This window comes from Mesorhizobium sp. BHbdii, assembly GCF_053848045.1.
The window spans coordinates 100,369-115,354 of record NZ_JBSPKX010000007.1 but is presented as its reverse complement, the minus strand read 5'-3'; the positions used below and the strand labels follow the sequence as shown (position 1 = coordinate 115,354).

Genomic DNA, 14,986 nt, shown 5'->3' with positions numbered 1-14,986 from the left:
AAATTTGAGGACCATCATGAACAGGTATCTTTTGTTGGCCGGCGCGTTTTTCGTCTTGGGGACAAGCGCGACCTTCGCCCACGTCACGCTCGAAACGCAGGAGGCGGCGGTCGGTTCGACCTACAAGGCTGTCCTGCGCCTGCCGCATGGCTGTGAGGGCAAGGCGACGACGGCCGTGCGCGTGCAGATCCCGGAAGGGGTGATTTCGGTGAAGCCGATGCCGAAGCCGGACTGGACGCTGCAGGTCAAGAAAGGCAGATACGAGAAATCCTACCAGCTCCATGGTCAAGCGGTGACATCAGGCGCTAGGGAAGTCGATTGGAGCGGCGGCAGCCTGCCGGACGAATTCTACGACGAATTCGTCTTCCGCGGGACACTGGCGGCGGATCTGCCGGCCGGCCAAACGCTCTATTTCCCGGTGGTGCAGGAATGCGATGGCATTGCCGAACGCTGGATCGAGATTCCGTCGGCCGGCCAGGATGAGGATGCGCTGGAATATCCCGCGCCTGGTCTCAAGCTGTTGCCGAAGAAGTGATCCCCAGGGCGGCGCGCTCTATCCGAAAGAGCGCGCCGCTGTTTGTATGGCAGTGGCATGAGCGCGGCACCCTTCCTGCGAACGATCTGCACAACCAGCAAGCGCGCCGGTCGGCTTGCGGTCGGGCAGCTGGCTGCGATCGTGCTGCTCGCCATAATTGCTGCGCCAACTCAGGTCTTTGCCCATGCGGCGCTGATCATGACCGAGCCGGCTGATGGCGCGGTGCTGGGACAAAGTCCTACGCAATTTTCGCTGACCTTCAGCGAACCGGTGTCACCGCTGGTGCTGACCTTGGTGCGGCCTGACGGGACGCCGGTTCCGCTGACGTCCTTTCGGCTCAGTGTCCAGACGGTCGAGATCGATAATCCGCAAACGCTCGGGTCCGGCACACATGTGCTGAGCTGGCGGGTGATTTCCGCCGATGGCCATCCGGTCGGCGGCTCGGTGCTGTTTTCCATCGGCGCGCCGAGTGCTGCGCCGGCCGTCTCCGAAGTCGTCGACCGGGGTCTGAGGTCGGCGATCTGGATCGGCAAGATCTTTCTCTATGTCGGCCTCTTTCTCGGCGTCGGCGGCGCCTTTGCCATCGCTTGGCTGGCGAAGGGCGGACGTTCCGGCCAGCGCTTCGCCATCGCCGCAATCCTATGCGGCCTTGTCGCGGCGCCTTTGTCGCTCGTCTTCCAGGGACGGGACGCACTCGGTGCACCGCTCGCCCGGCTGGCGCAGCCGGGCGTCTGGCAGGCCGGGCTCGGCACCAGCTTCGGCTGGACGGTCCTGGTCGCGCTTGTGGCGCTGGGGCTTGGGCTGCTGTCGCTTGTCGGGCCGCGCGGCGGTGCAAAACTGTTTGCCCTTGCCGGCTTGGCCGCTGTCGGTGCCGCCCTCGCCGCCAGCGGGCATGCAAGTGCCGCCGAACCGCAATGGCTGACAAGGCCGATGGTGTTTCTGCACGGTGCCGGCATTGCCTTCTGGGCCGGGGCGCTGGCGCCGCTCAGTCTCGCCATCAGGCGGAAGCCGGTCGAGGCCACGCCTTTCCTGCGCCGGTTTTCCCAAGTGATACTGCCCGTCGTGGCCGTGCTTACGGCCACCGGCATCGTGCTGGCTGTCATCCAGGTGCAGGCGCCCGCAGCTTTGCTCGAGACTGCCTATGGCCGGCTGCTGCTGGTCAAGCTGGCACTGCTGTTCTTTCTGTTCACGCTGGCCGCGACCAACCGCTGGAAGCTGACCGGTCCGGCAGAAGCGGGAGAGACAGAAGTACAGAGGAGGCTGGTCCGCTCGATTAGCATTGAAATGCTGATCGTTCTGGCGATCTTCGGCGTTGCCGCCGGCTGGCGTTTCACGCCGCCGCCACGCGCCCTGGCGATCGCAGCAGCGCAGCCGGCGTCGGTGCATATCCACACGCCGAAGGCGATGGCCGACCTCAGCATCACGCCCGGCCATGTTGGGCCGGTTGCCGCCTCGATGGTCATAATGACCGGCGATTTCGGCCCGCTCGACGCAAGCCAAGTGACGTTGGTGCTATCAAAACCTGACTCCGGCATCGAGCCGATCAAGCGCGCGGCGACAAAGCCAGGCGACGGCACCTGGCGCGTCGACGATCTCGTCGTCCCGGTTCCCGGCCGATGGACAGCGCGGCTCGATATCCTCATCTCGGATTTCGAGATCGTGAAGATAGAGGCGCCGATCGACATCAGGCCGTGAGGACAAGCTGGCGGTCTGCAACACAATTCGGCGAGGCGGTTGACGCAGCCTTGAACGCCCGTCATTCATCTCGGCAGATTGGCATCTCGACAAGAATGGCATCTCGACAAGAATGGCATCCCGAAAAGAATGGGCGTCGCCACAAATCAACAAAAGATCCGAAAGCAGGGAAGAAACGATGGAAAAAGCCGAAATCGGCCTGATCGGCCTTGGCACGATGGGCTCCAACCTGGCGCTCAACATCGCCGAGAAGGGGCACCGCATAGCCGTCTTCAACCGCACCGCGGCGCGCACCGACGCCTTTGTCGCGAATGCCGGGGCGCTCAGGGATATGGTGGTGCCCTGCTATAGCCTGGAGGAACTCGCCGCTGCCATCCGGCCGCCCCGTCCGATCATCATCATGGTGCTGGCCGGCAAGCCGGTCGACGAGCAGATCGCGGCACTGCGCGGCGTGTTGTCGGCCAACGACATCGTTATCGATGCTGGCAACGCCAATTTCCGCGACACGATGCGGCGCTTCTCCGAGCTTTCCGATTCGGATCTCACCTTCATCGGCATGGGGGTGTCCGGCGGCGAGGAGGGCGCGCGCCATGGACCGTCGATCATGGTCGGCGGCACGGAAGAGTCCTGGAAACGCGTCGAAAAGGTGCTGACCGCCATCTCGGCCAAGTTCAGGGATGAGCCCTGTGCGGCATGGCTTGGCACCGATGGCGCCGGGCATTTCGTCAAGACCATCCATAACGGCATCGAATATGCCGACATGCAGATGATCGCCGAGATCTACGGCATCTTGCGCGACGGCTTAAGCATGGGGCCGAAGGAGATCGCACAGGTGTTTGCCGGCTGGAACAAGGGCCGGCTCAACTCCTATCTGATCGAGATCACCGCCAAGGTGCTGGCCGCCGACGATCCGGAGACAGGCAAGCCGGTGGTCGACGTCATCCTCGACCGCGCCGGCCAGAAGGGCACCGGCAAATGGTCGGTGATCGAGGCGCAGCAGCTCGGCATTCCGGCCACCGCGATCGAGGCCGCGGTGGCGGCGCGCGTCCTGTCGTCGATCAAGGACGAGCGCCTGGCGGCCGAAAAGGTCTATGGCCATGGCGGCGTGACCAGCATTTCCGGAGACAAGGCCGCGCTTCTTAGCGATCTCGAACTGGCACTGTTCGCCGGCAAGATATCCGCCTATGCGCAAGGCTTCGCGGTGATGAGCGGCGCCTCGAAGGAATTCAACTGGAACCTGCCGATGCCGACCATCGCCAAGATCTGGCGGGCCGGCTGCATCATCCGCTCGCAATTGCTGGACACGATAGCGGAAGCCTTCGGCAAGGGTGGGGCGGCTACCAATCTGCTGATGGCACCGGCTTTCATCGCAATGATGCAGGAGGCGCATCCATCGCTGCGGCGCATCGTGGCAAGAGCGTCGGAGGCTGGCTCGCCGGTGCCGGCGCTGTCGTCCGCACTCGCCTATTTCGATAGCTACCGCCAGGGCCGCGGCACCTCGAACCTGATCCAGGCGCAACGCGATTTCTTCGGCGCGCATGGCTTCGAGCGTATCGACGGGCCGGGCGCTTTCCATGGCCCGTGGGGGAGTGGGGCGGCGGGTTAGCGCCGCGACTTGGATCTAGAGTCCAATTTTGCGGTTGCCCGAAAGCAGACATCTCCAGCGACCAACTGGGTGTCGGGTGGCGCCAGGAACCTGCTATGCCGGTAGAGAAGATTGACGGTCTCATCGGTATCGGCGGAGCCGCGAATCTGTGGTAAGCCGCCGCTCAACCAACCAAAGGACGACACCTGTGAGCGAACCGACCGTGGCCCAGGCGACCGAAAGTATCTATGCCTCGCTGCGGGCGGACAATGCCGACATCGACGCACATATCGCGACGCTTAAGGCGGCGATGACACGAGAAGGGATAAAACAGGCGGTGTTCGATCCGACCAAGTTGGCGCAGAACAACCGCTCGGGGCGCAAGTTGATGCAGGCCTATTTTCGGCAGCGCGGCGTGAGCGTGAGGTTTTCGGACTAGAGCCGCGCTCGGGTGATCTCAAGCGCGCCGTTTCTCGGGCCGGTCCGGCGGTTCGCCATCTGGACGCCGGGACTGCGCCGATGTCGGCCGTTGAGGTCAGCGCTGCTGCTCGCCAAAAGCTGACATCCATACCGCCGTAAAAAGGTGGAGGACAGCGATCTGCTTTAACTCCCGGACGGCATTATCGGTATTGTTACACGCCCAGTCAGCTTTTTCCATTGCTCGTTGTCAATGAGCGTCGAACGATAGACCCGTAGCCCCGAGCATCCGGGCAGAGACTTCAAGGTTTCCTTCACGACAGGGACCAAGGCTGGAGCGAGCCAAGGACTGAGTGTGACGCGAGTTATTGCATTCAGCCCAATCGGCACAGCATAGGCGGCGAGTTCCTTGTCATTGTCGATGTAGACCGCGCGATACTCACTCTCGTCGCCATACGGCCAGCGCTTCATGAACGGCAACCGCTCAAGGTCCACGTCCGCCATTTGGTTGACCTGGGTGATCAGTTGGTAGTCCACAATCCGGTGGCGCACACCCTCCGCCCGACTGAAGGCTGAACGCAGTTTTTCGCTATCAAGCTCTAAGCAGACTCCGTCTGCTCCACGGGAGAATACCTGCCAATGGTGATACGTCTCCTCTCCGACTGCGAGACAAATCGCCAGGATGGTCTTTGCTTGTTTCAGCCGCTTATATTCTGCCATGAAGAAGGCATCGTTTCGGTCGTCCCATGTCTCAGGGCTCAATAGCGTCAGGCACTTGTTACGAAGTATGTGCAATGCCGATGCTAGGTTGGTGTAACGACGATAGGTTCGCTCGGTCATCGTGCCTCCTTGCACCTAGTCCTATGTCGACCGCAGCCAGCTGACCGGCACAAGCTTGATGCTGTCCCGCCACCTTTGGACCGTGGACTCGCGGAACCAATCCTCAAGCAGTTCGACGTGGTCAGTAACGATGATCTGCATGTTGGGATAGTGCTCTGCGCAATAGTCGAAGAGAAGCCGATACAGCCGTGCGACGGCGGCTTGGTCCTCATCACTCTTGCCATCAATTTCCCCGACGTCACGTTCTGGCGGGTAGTGCACCTGCGACGGCTGATCGAGCATCAGGAACGCCGGAACTGGCCTCCTGCGGGCACGAAACAGGCCGTGAATCGCGAGGTGGGCGGCAACGTGGTATCCGACCCAGTTTTCGCCGCTTCCGATCTGCGGAAGGGCCAAGGGGCCATCGATCGTGTCCGCGACAACGGTGAGGTTCTTCCGGTCGAGCCGCAGCGTATTGTCGCCATGCTCAAGGTCGAGCAAACGCGCGTATCGGGTGAGATCGCGCCCCACAAAGCCTAATGCAGTGGTGAGTCTTTCCTCGAGCGCCTCCTGGTCCAGCAGTTGTTCGAGCTCGGACACCTCGGCCCGGGCCCGCGCGATCGCTAGCCGGATGCCCTCGTCGGAGGCGATGGTCCGCGCATTTTCGAGATAGTAGCCGATACGGCCGGCGGTTCGGGCCTGTTCGGTGAACTGGTCCTGCTCGATCCTGAGCCGTTCGTTTTCCGAGATCCGCACGAGGATGTCGGCCTGGACGCTTTTCAGCTGTTCATCGATGGCGTTCCGGCGCGTCTCAAGATCGGCCTGTCGGGCTTGCAGGCGCGGATTGTCTCGGCGCACCGACTGCAGCTGGCCCTCAAGCGCTGTGAGTGACCTGCGAACCTCGCTGACCGAAGGGATGGGGGTGGCCAGGTGGCTGTCGCAAAGCGGGCAGGTCTCGGCGTCGCCGCTGTCGTCGAGGAGCAAGCCGATCGACGCCAGACGGGCCTCCTGTTCCCGGGCCTCGACCTGAAATTCCGATGCCTCGCGTTCGAGCCGTTGGACGTCGGCGATCTCCTCACGTACCTCTTGCATTTCGCCGCGTAGACGCCGACGGCGATTTTCCAGATCGGTCAGGTCCGCAGCCGGATCGTCATTGCGGGCATAGGCAAGCTCGCGAGGCGCCGCAGCGGTGGCCAAAAGGACGCGTAAATCGGCCGGCGTGTTGGCGAAGGCGTCGGCGGGCAACAGGCCGACGCGCTTGGCTTCCTGAAGGAGAGACTGGGCGGTGCCGGACGCCTCGTTCGCCAAGGCGCGTGCTTCGGCGTAGTCGCGTTCGAGCTTGCGCAGGCGTGCCCGAGCTTCGTCGTAGCGCATGCGTTGCAGGTAATGATCCTCGCCCATCGCGCCGACGAAATACGGCAGCGTGTCCTTGATGTGTGAGGGGATGAACTGTTCGCCCTGGCGATGGAAAAGCAGGCGGCGATTGGCGATTTCATCCTGGGCCTGAAGGCAAAAGAAGATCGCCTGGCTGGCCGAGGCCTCCAACGGCGCCCGGGTCGATCCAGGTTCGGGAACATGCTTGTTCTCGGCGATGCCCAACACTATTGAGAGCTGGGCGCGCAGGCCATCGGCGGTCACATTCTTGGCGAAAGGCTGTGGGGTGTCGGGGAACCCCGCCACCCCACGCTCGAAGAAGATGTCGTCGGTAGCCTTGCCGGCCGGCCCCGGATTGCGCCGGGCGATCAGGATGCCTTCGCCGTCGCGGTCTAAGAGGATCGCGAACCAGGACACGCTGCGTCGAATCTCGCCTTCCGGGATGGTGCACTCGCCGCGGCCCCAGCAGTAGTCGACGATGTCGAGCAAGGCTGACTTGCCCGTCTTCGAAGCCCCAGTGACGATGTTCAGCCGGCCGAGAGCGAACTCGATATCGCGGCGCTCGCCGGCATGGGAATAGATCGCGATAGCTCGCAGCTGCAGGATCACGGCGTCACGCCCATTGTCTGGAGGATTTGGACCGGCGCGCCTTGGTTGGCGAACCATCGGCCGAGCAGGCCGGCAGCGCGGCGGATATCGTCGACATCTGGCGTCGTCGCCACCGTCTTCGCCGTAAGCCTCATGGGCTTCGCGCCCGTCCGCAGCCCCTCTGCGTCTACCGTCAGGGCCCGATGCTGCGCGAGGAAGAGCAGGGCTTCTCGGCTGATCGGTCGAAGGCGCAGGGTGCGTTCAGGCAACTCGGCGAGCAGCGCCTCATTGTCCGCCGACCAGGTGGCGAAGGTCGTGTTCGCCCGGCCGGGCAGTACGGCAAGGGTGGGCGGGTGTAGCACCAAGGGCAGGACTACAAAGCCTAGGGGAAGCGGAAATGCCGCGGCGCGGATCCGTTCGTAATCCTTAGTGGCGCGAGCGATTAGCTCACCGCAGAAGGCGGGATTGAGAAGCGCAGCTTCCTCGGGAGGGCGGTCGCGCCAGGCTAAACTCCACCGCGAGGCCATGGCTAAACCTCCTCGGCGGCACAAGCCGTCTCGTAGTCCGGATGCCATCCGACGCGCAGGTCGTTGGCCAGGATATGGTAGGAGCCGACGGTCAGGAAGCGTTGGCTGACCGTTCGGAAGGGGAAGCGGGCGTCCGCCTCCACCCAGCTGTAGAGTTCCTGGCCGGCTTGGCGGCGCCCCGCATCGGTGGTTTCTCTGTCGCCGATCTTGTCGCACATCTGCTGAAACCGGGGCTGCCACTCCTCGATGAGAGTCAGCTCATACTTCGCGATCTCGCCGTCGAAAACCAGGTGCTCGCGGACCCATTTTGACCGCTGGGTGAACGCCCGGTAGTAGTCCCGCTTGGCGTACTCGATGCGGTTTCCGCCGACGCCGACCACCTTCAATTGGCGGACGAAGGGGCGCCCTTCGTAGTCGGCGATCTCGTCACTGGTGGGATCGACATATTCTTGGTCGGCGACCAGAGCAGCGCGCTTCAGGCCGTCACGGATGTCGTCAAGCTTCGCCTCGACCTCCAGCACTGATATGGGCTGCGCGGGGCTGACCATGAGCGCCTTGCACACGCGCGGCCACCACCAGCCCTCCAGCCGCTCGCGGGCGGTTGCGGCCTGGCCCCGGGGCGCGAGCATGCGCAGGTCTTTCTCGATCACCTCGCCCAAATCCGTAACCAGCGGCTGACCGTCTAGGATCTCGATCGAGCTTAGGAGCGAAACGCGCATGGTCGGGCCGAGTGCCAAGAACGCCGCGTAGGCCGCCTTCAGTTCCTGATTGCCCCCCGCCTCCGCGACCGTCCCGAGCAAGGCGGCCGCCGCCTTGGGGTCGCGCGCTTTTCCGACCGGATAAGCTCCCGCCGGACGCAGCATGGCGGCTGCACTGTCGTCGGGCGCGGAGCCCGTGGTCACCAAGGCCAGGCGGGTACGTGCAGGCAGGGTCGGATCGTTCGCGGCGGCTTGGCTCCATACGCGAAGTGTCTTCCAAAGGTCGACACTCTTGTCAGTGAGACTGGCGACACGATCGATGTGGTGCTTCGCCTGAAGAAGCTCCAGCGCCGTTCCACTGGTTTCGAACGAGACGTCATCCAGTCGTTCGATGCCCACCTCGACGCCAGCATCGACGTTCACGTACTTCAGGCACAGAGCCAGCGCTAAACGGGCCTGATAGAGATAGCCCGCAGCGGATGGAGCTGCGCTGAAGTTCGTAGATGGAGTCGCCAAGCAAATACCCCCAATGGCGAGCTTAACTATTTTTCATCGAACAGCAATCTCCCGACCTTGAGCCGCGGTTACGGGAGAGCAGGGCTGCTTGAGACATGAAGGGGAATACTCAATTCAGAACTGGTGTTAGCATATACGGGTGGGGAGTGTGCGAAACATAAGGAAGTATCAGATGCTAGGCGTTTGTACACAGCTAGAATACAACATCTCATCGAAAACGGTGATTGATTCGAAAGTCTGATTTCTGCGTTGGGCGATAAGAACCTCAAGCGGCGCAGAAACGACGCCGGCGGGAATTACCACTTACAACAGTCGGTATCCAGAAACGAACGGTCTGCTTCCGGCCCCAAGGTGCCAGTCAGCAGCGCGCATTTTGCGGCCAAGTGGAATCACTTGGCCTCGCAGAAATGCGGCTAAGACAAATAGATGGAGCGCAGTTCAATTTGAACATATCCCGCTCTAGTCGGGACGGCGATAGGCCAGGACCTCGGTCGGGGTGCTCAGGCTTTGCAGTGACCCAGGTGCCGCGCCGCCGATCCAGCCCAGCACGGAGCGGGCCAGCTCGGCGCCGGCCAGCCGGAAGTTCTCGTTGACGACCAGCAATTCCCTGCGGAACAGATGCAGCAGGTCCGACGACTGCTTGGACACCACGTCGACGTCCCGGCCGAGCTTGAGGCCGGCATCCTCGATGCCGGCGACGATGGCGAGTGTCGCGGCGGCGGCGCTGCTGACGAAGCCGTCCGGCCTGACGTCGCGGCGCATCAGCTGCGCGGTTCTCATCCTGATCTGCTCGATCGAGTGATCGATCGAAACGGTGTTAAACGGGATCTCGCTGGCGCCGACCTCGCTTAGTGCATCGGTGAAGCCGTTCAGCGCATGGCGGTGATAGGTCAGCTCGACTGGCGGTGCCAGCAGAGCCAGCCTGCGGCGGCCGATGCCAGCCAGATGACGCACAGCCTCGGTCGCGAAAGCGTAGTTGTCGAAATCATGGTATGGGTGGATCAGCCCCATATCGGTGCGGCCATGCGTGGCAAAGGGGATACCACGCTCCAGCATATAGCGGGCCCTGGGGTCATTCGGCTGGGTGCGCGAAATGATGACGCCGTCGGCGGAGCCGGTTTCCACCAGATAACGTATCGGGTCCAGGGGATCCTGCGAGCGTGAATAGGGCGTGACGATCAGGTGATAGGGCGTGTCGGCTATGACCTCCGAGACGCCGTAGATGATATCCGAGACAAAGCTCATGATCTCGTGCTCGGTGTTGAGCACGAGGCTGATGACGTTGGTCTTGCCGGTCCGCAGCCGCACGCCGGCACGGTTGGGGCGGTAGCCGATCTGCTTGGCAACGAGCTGGACGCGCCGCCTGGTCTCAGCGCCGATTTCGGGCGCATCCTTCAGCGCCCGCGACACGGTGGTGACGCCCAGCCCGGTCATGAAGGCGAGCGTCTTCAGCGTCGGCCGGCCTTGTCCCGACGCCTCATCGTCCTTTTCCGTCTGATGTCTGTCCATTCATCCCGCCCGTCAGGCGCATAGCAGTTGCCGTGCAGGTCGGCAATCGGCGGATTGCGGCACGCCCGCGACTTCGCCTGATGAACACCCTATATACTGAAACGTTACAGATTGTCACTTGCCATCGCGCGTTGGGTGCTGTCAGGTGCTCTGCACGAGCGACACTGGTATTCGACACAAGGTCGTTGGACGTCGACAAGGGCTTGCCCGCGGAACACGATTTCTCCAAATTTTACGCATTGCACCATCATTTTTGCGACGCAACCTGTTTTGCTGCGATGCAATGGAAGCCAATTGCATAGTGCGGATTTGTTCGTGGCTCGAAAAAATGTTGAACCGCTCCTTTTCGGGGGTTGCACGCCTTACACAATTGCCGTATCGAAAATCTGTAACGTTTCAGATTCTGGGAGGAGCCGAAATGCGATACCAATTCATGACCGCTGCATTGGCAGTGACAACCGCGCTGCAATTCGCCGGCCCGGCGGCAGCGACCGATCTGGAAGTCACCCATTGGTGGACTTCGGGCGGCGAGGCGGCGGCGGTCGCCGAACTCGCCAAGGCGTTCGACGCGACAGGTAATCATTGGGTCGACGGCGCTATCGCCGGCTCCGGCGGCACCGCGCGCCCGATCATGATCAGCCGCATTACTGGCGGCGATCCCATGGGCGCCACCCAGTTCAACCACGGCCGGCAAGCGGAAGAACTGGTGCAGGCCGGTCTGATGCGCGACTTGACCGATCTCGCCACAAGGGACAAGTGGGCGGAAATCGTACAGCCGAAGAGCCTGCTCGACGGCTGTACCCTAGACGGGAAGATCTATTGCGTGCCGGTCAACATTCACTCCTGGCAGTGGCTGTGGCTGTCGAACGCGGCCTTCGAAAAGGCCGGTGTGCCGGTGCCGAAGAATTGGAATGAATATGTTGCAGCCGCCCCTGCGCTGGAGAAGGCAGGCATCATACCGCTGGCGGTCGGCGGGCAGCCCTGGCAATCCTCCGGGGCTTTCGACGTGCTGCTTACGGCGGTCGGCGGCACGGACACTTTCTTGAAGGTCTATCGCGACAAGGACGCGGAATTCGCCGCCGGACCCGAGGTCGCCAAGGTATTCAAGGCCGCGGACGATGCCCGCAAGATGGCGAAGAACACCAATGTGCAGGACTGGAACCAGGCCACCAATCTCGTCATCTCCGGCAAGGCCGGCGGCCAGATCATGGGCGACTGGGCGCAGGGCGAGTTCCAGGTTGCCGGCCAGACCGCCGGAAAGGACTATACGTGTCTTCCCGGTCTTGGCCTGAACGAGGTCATCGCAACCGGGGGCGATGCCTTCTACTTCCCGCTGCTGCAGGACGCTGAAAAGTCCAAGGCGCAGGAAGCGCTGGCCGAAGCGCTGCTCGATCCCAAGACGCAGGTCGCCTTCAACCTCAAGAAGGGTTCGCTGCCGGTGCGCGGCGATATCGACCTCAAGGCGGCGAACGACTGCATGAAGAAAGGGCTCGACATCCTGGCCAAGGGCAGCGTCATGCCCTGGACGGACCAGCTGCTGTCACAGGACACCCAAAAGCAAAAGGAGGACCTTTTCTCCGAGTTCTTCGCCAAGCCTGATATGACCGTGGAAGAGGCACAGAAGCGCTTCGCCGATATCGTCGCGTCGGCGGACTGACTATCGACGAACCGCTCGCTCCCGGCCCGCGACCGCGGGGCCGGGAGCTCAGGATCAAGGTCCTGACCCTCCCGCCCTTACCCGACGGCTGTGCAAATGAGCAAGAGCGAACGCCCCAATCAACTCTTCCGCAACCTCAACGCCAAGGTCGCCTCTATTCCGATGGTCCTCACCGCACTGGTGATCTTCGTCGGCGGCAGCGCGTGGACGGTGCTCTATTCCTTCACCAATTCGAAGCTCCTGCCGCGGCTGAACTTCGTCGGGCTCGACCAGTATTATCGGCTGTGGTCGACGCCGCGTTGGCTGCTCTCCATTGAGAACCTCCTGGTCTACGGCGTGTTGTCGCTGGTGTTCTCTCTCGTCATCGGCTTCATACTCGCGGCGCTGCTCGACCAAAAAATCCGCTTCGAAGACACGTTCCGCACTATCTTCCTCTACCCGTTCGCGCTCTCCTTCATCGTCACCGGTCTTGTCTGGCAGTGGCTGCTCAACCCGGAGTTCGGAATCCAGGGGGTGGTGCGCGGCCTTGGCTGGGAAAGCTTCAACTTCGATCCGCTCTACAATTCCAACATCGTCATCTACGGCATATTGATCGCCGCGCTCTGGCAAGGCACCGGCCTGATCATGTGCCTGATGCTGGCGGGCCTGCGCGGTATCGACGAGGATATCTGGAAGGCCGCGCGGGTGGACGGGATACCCACCTTGAAGACCTATCTCTTCATCATCATCCCGATGATGCGACCGGTCTTCATCACCGCGCTGGTCATCATCGCTGCCGGTATCGTCAAGGTCTATGACCTGGTCGTCGCCCAGACCAGCGGCGGTCCCGGCATCGCCTCCGAAGTGCCGGCCAAATATGTCTATGACTACATGTTCTTCGCCCAGAACCTTGGCCAGGGGTTCGCCGCCTCGACCATGATGCTGCTGTCGGTGGTGGTCGTCATCGTTCCGTGGGCCTATCTCGAATTCGGAGGCAAGAAGCGTGGCTGACCATGCCGTTTCCCTGCCTGCCGGTACGGGTTCGATCGGGCTTGAGGCATCCGGGCCGCGAGGACCGAAGCCGCGGCATGTGTTCTCGCGCCGCAACATCTTCCTCTATGGCACACTCATCGTGGTGGCGCTGTATTATCTGCTGCCGCTCTACGTGATGGTGGTGACGTCGCTCAAAGGCATGCCGGAGATACGCCTCGGCAATATCTTCTCACCGCCGCTCGAGATCACCTTTGAGCCTTGGGTGAAGGCCTGGTCCAGCGCCTGCACCGGCCTCAACTGCGACGGGCTCTCGCGCGGCTTCTGGAATTCGGTGCGCATCACCGTTCCGTCGGTCATCCTGTCGATCGCGATCGCTTCCGTGAACGGCTACGCGCTTGCCAACTGGCGCTTCAAGGGCGCCGACACTTTCTTCGTCATCCTGATCGTCGGCGCCTTCATCCCCTACCAGGTGATGATCTATCCGATCGTCATCATCCTGCGCGAAATCGGCCTCTATGGCAGCCTGAGCGGTCTGGTGATCGTCCATTCCATCTTCGGCATGCCGATCCTGACCCTGTTGTTCCGCAACTATTTTTCTTCCATGCCGGATGAACTGTTCCGGGCGGCGCGCGTCGACGGCGCGGGCTTCTGGGGCATCTATTTCCGTATAATGCTGCCGATGTCGCTGCCGATCTTCGTCGTCGCCATCATCCTGCAGGTGACCGGCATCTGGAACGACTTCCTTTTCGGTGTCGTCTACACTCGCCCCGACACATATCCGATGACGGTGCAGCTCAATAATATCGTCAACTCGGTGCAGGGCGTGAAGGAATACAACGTCAATATGGCCGCCACCATCCTGACCGGCCTCGTACCGCTCGTCGTCTACTTCGTTTCCGGCAAGCTCTTCGTGCGTGGCATCGCTGCCGGCGCGGTGAAAGGATGATGATGACAAGAATGGAAAATCCCAGTGTCTCGATTCAGGACCTGTCGCTGAATTTCGGCGCAGTGTCGGTGCTGGAGACGCTCAACATCGATGTCGCCGAGGGCGAGTTCATCGTGCTTCTCGGCCCGTCCGGCTGCGGCAAGTCGACCTTGCTCAACTGCATCGCCGGTCTGCTCGACGTTTCGGACGGCCGCATCTTCATCAAGGGCAAGAACGTCACCTGGGAGGAGCCCAAGGACCGTGGCATCGGCATGGTGTTCCAGTCCTATGCGCTCTACCCGCAGATGACTGTCGAGAAGAACCTGTCCTTCGGGCTGCGCGTTGCCGGCATCCCCAGGGACGAGATCGCCAAGCGCATCGCGCGGGCCGCAGAAATCCTGCAGATCGAGCCACTGCTGCAACGCAAGCCGTCGGCGCTTTCGGGCGGCCAGCGCCAGCGTGTGGCCATCGGGCGGGCGCTGGTGCGCGACGTCGACGTCTTCCTTTTCGATGAGCCGCTTTCCAATCTCGACGCCAAGCTGCGCGCGGAACTGCGTGTTGAAATCAAGCTGCTGCACAGCAAGCTGCAGAACACCATGATCTATGTCACCCACGATCAGATCGAGGCGATGACGCTGGCCGACCGTATCGCAGTGATGAAGGGCGGCGTGATCCAGCAGCTCGACGCACCGCAGACGATCTACAATCGCCCGGTCAACCGGTTCGTCGCCGGCTTCCTCGGCTCGCCGGCGATGAATTTCCTCGACGGCAGGCTGGAGAAGGACGATGGCAACTGGCACTTCGTCGCCGAGGATGTGCGGATCCCGCTTGCCACCTACGCTTTCGAAAAGGAGCCCGTGCCGGGGGCGGCTGTCTTCGGTATCCGGCCCGAGCATGTCGCGTTCAACAGCGGCGCTGGATGGCCTTTCACAGCCACGGCAAATGTCGTGGTCGTCGAACCCATGGGTTCCGACACGCTGGTCTGGCTGAAGCTCGGAAATCAGAATTTCACCGTGCGGGTGACATCTGAGCGCACGCCAAACAATGCCGACACGGTGAGCATCGGTTTTGACCCGATGCGCGCTTCCCTGTTCGACGCCGCCACCGGCAACCGCCTCTAATTCCCAAGAACTTCACCTCAAGCACATCCATCCCCAGAGAACGGACAG

General features: G+C 62.1%; 13 protein-coding genes. 8 read left to right on the top strand and 5 right to left on the bottom strand.

Annotated elements, in window-relative coordinates:
• Nucleotides 1-16: 16 nt before the first annotated feature.
• The 4 genes from ACWTU8_RS27485 (at nt 17) to ACWTU8_RS27470 (ending at nt 4,254) form a co-directional block, all read left to right on the top strand.
• Entirely contained in the window at nt 17-535 is a 519-nt protein-coding gene (locus ACWTU8_RS27485; protein WP_455850612.1) for a YcnI family copper-binding membrane protein, read from the top strand.
• 57 nt (nt 536-592) lie between these two features.
• Nucleotides 593-2,230, top strand: coding sequence for a copper resistance CopC/CopD family protein (locus tag ACWTU8_RS27480; protein WP_455850611.1), 1,638 nt, complete (start codon nt 593-595; stop codon nt 2,228-2,230).
• A gap of 178 nt (nt 2,231-2,408) precedes the next feature.
• Nucleotides 2,409-3,836 (top strand): NADP-dependent phosphogluconate dehydrogenase, encoded by a 1,428-nt coding sequence (gndA, locus tag ACWTU8_RS27475; RefSeq protein ID WP_455850610.1) that lies wholly within the window; start codon nt 2,409-2,411, stop codon nt 3,834-3,836.
• A gap of 187 nt (nt 3,837-4,023) precedes the next feature.
• Complete coding sequence (locus tag ACWTU8_RS27470) at nt 4,024-4,254, top strand: hypothetical protein (RefSeq protein ID WP_126034746.1); 231 nt, start codon at nt 4,024-4,026, stop codon at nt 4,252-4,254.
• Between the two features lie 164 nt (nt 4,255-4,418).
• Here ACWTU8_RS27470 and ACWTU8_RS27465 read toward each other — a convergent pair whose 3' ends face one another.
• From ACWTU8_RS27465 to ACWTU8_RS27445, 5 genes are all read right to left on the bottom strand, one after another.
• Nucleotides 4,419-5,072, bottom strand: a complete 654-nt coding sequence (locus ACWTU8_RS27465; RefSeq protein ID WP_455850609.1) for a hypothetical protein — start codon at nt 5,070-5,072, stop codon at nt 4,419-4,421.
• Nucleotides 5,073-5,093: 21 nt separating this feature from the next.
• The gene (locus ACWTU8_RS27460) at nt 5,094-7,034 is read right to left on the bottom strand and encodes a DUF3732 domain-containing protein (protein ID WP_455850608.1); all 1,941 of its coding nucleotides are present in this window, start codon (nt 7,032-7,034) and stop codon (nt 5,094-5,096) included.
• On the bottom strand, nt 7,031-7,540 hold the full coding sequence (locus tag ACWTU8_RS27455; RefSeq protein WP_455850607.1) for a three component ABC system middle component: 510 nt from the start codon (nt 7,538-7,540) through the stop codon (nt 7,031-7,033). The genes ACWTU8_RS27460 and ACWTU8_RS27455 overlap by 4 nt, the downstream gene beginning before the upstream one ends.
• 2 nt (nt 7,541-7,542) lie before the next feature.
• The gene (locus ACWTU8_RS27450; RefSeq protein ID WP_455850606.1) at nt 7,543-8,754 is read right to left on the bottom strand and encodes an ABC-three component system protein; all 1,212 of its coding nucleotides are present in this window, start codon (nt 8,752-8,754) and stop codon (nt 7,543-7,545) included.
• 459 nt (nt 8,755-9,213) lie between these two features.
• Nucleotides 9,214-10,263: a LacI family transcriptional regulator gene (locus tag ACWTU8_RS27445; protein WP_455850605.1), complete on the bottom strand. Its 1,050-nt coding sequence runs from the start codon at nt 10,261-10,263 to the stop codon at nt 9,214-9,216.
• Between the two features lie 418 nt (nt 10,264-10,681).
• Here ACWTU8_RS27445 and ACWTU8_RS27440 point away from each other — a divergent pair, with 418 nt between their 5' ends.
• The 4 genes from ACWTU8_RS27440 to ACWTU8_RS27425 all read left to right on the top strand — a co-directional run bounded on the left by ACWTU8_RS27440 (nt 10,682) and on the right by ACWTU8_RS27425 (nt 14,938).
• Nucleotides 10,682-11,920 carry an ABC transporter substrate-binding protein gene (locus ACWTU8_RS27440; RefSeq protein WP_455850604.1) on the top strand — a complete coding sequence of 413 codons (1,239 nt, stop codon included), beginning with the start codon at nt 10,682-10,684 and terminating at the stop codon, nt 11,918-11,920.
• Between the two features lie 96 nt (nt 11,921-12,016).
• Nucleotides 12,017-12,910 (top strand): carbohydrate ABC transporter permease, encoded by an 894-nt coding sequence (locus tag ACWTU8_RS27435; RefSeq protein ID WP_455850603.1) that lies wholly within the window; start codon nt 12,017-12,019, stop codon nt 12,908-12,910.
• The gene (locus ACWTU8_RS27430; RefSeq protein ID WP_455850602.1) at nt 12,903-13,838 is read left to right on the top strand and encodes a carbohydrate ABC transporter permease; all 936 of its coding nucleotides are present in this window, start codon (nt 12,903-12,905) and stop codon (nt 13,836-13,838) included. The genes ACWTU8_RS27435 and ACWTU8_RS27430 overlap by 8 nt, the downstream gene beginning before the upstream one ends.
• Nucleotides 13,839-13,840: 2 nt before the next feature.
• Nucleotides 13,841-14,938: an ABC transporter ATP-binding protein gene (locus ACWTU8_RS27425; protein WP_127318032.1), complete on the top strand. Its 1,098-nt coding sequence runs from the start codon at nt 13,841-13,843 to the stop codon at nt 14,936-14,938.
• The last annotated feature ends 48 nt before the right edge of the window (nt 14,939-14,986 follow it).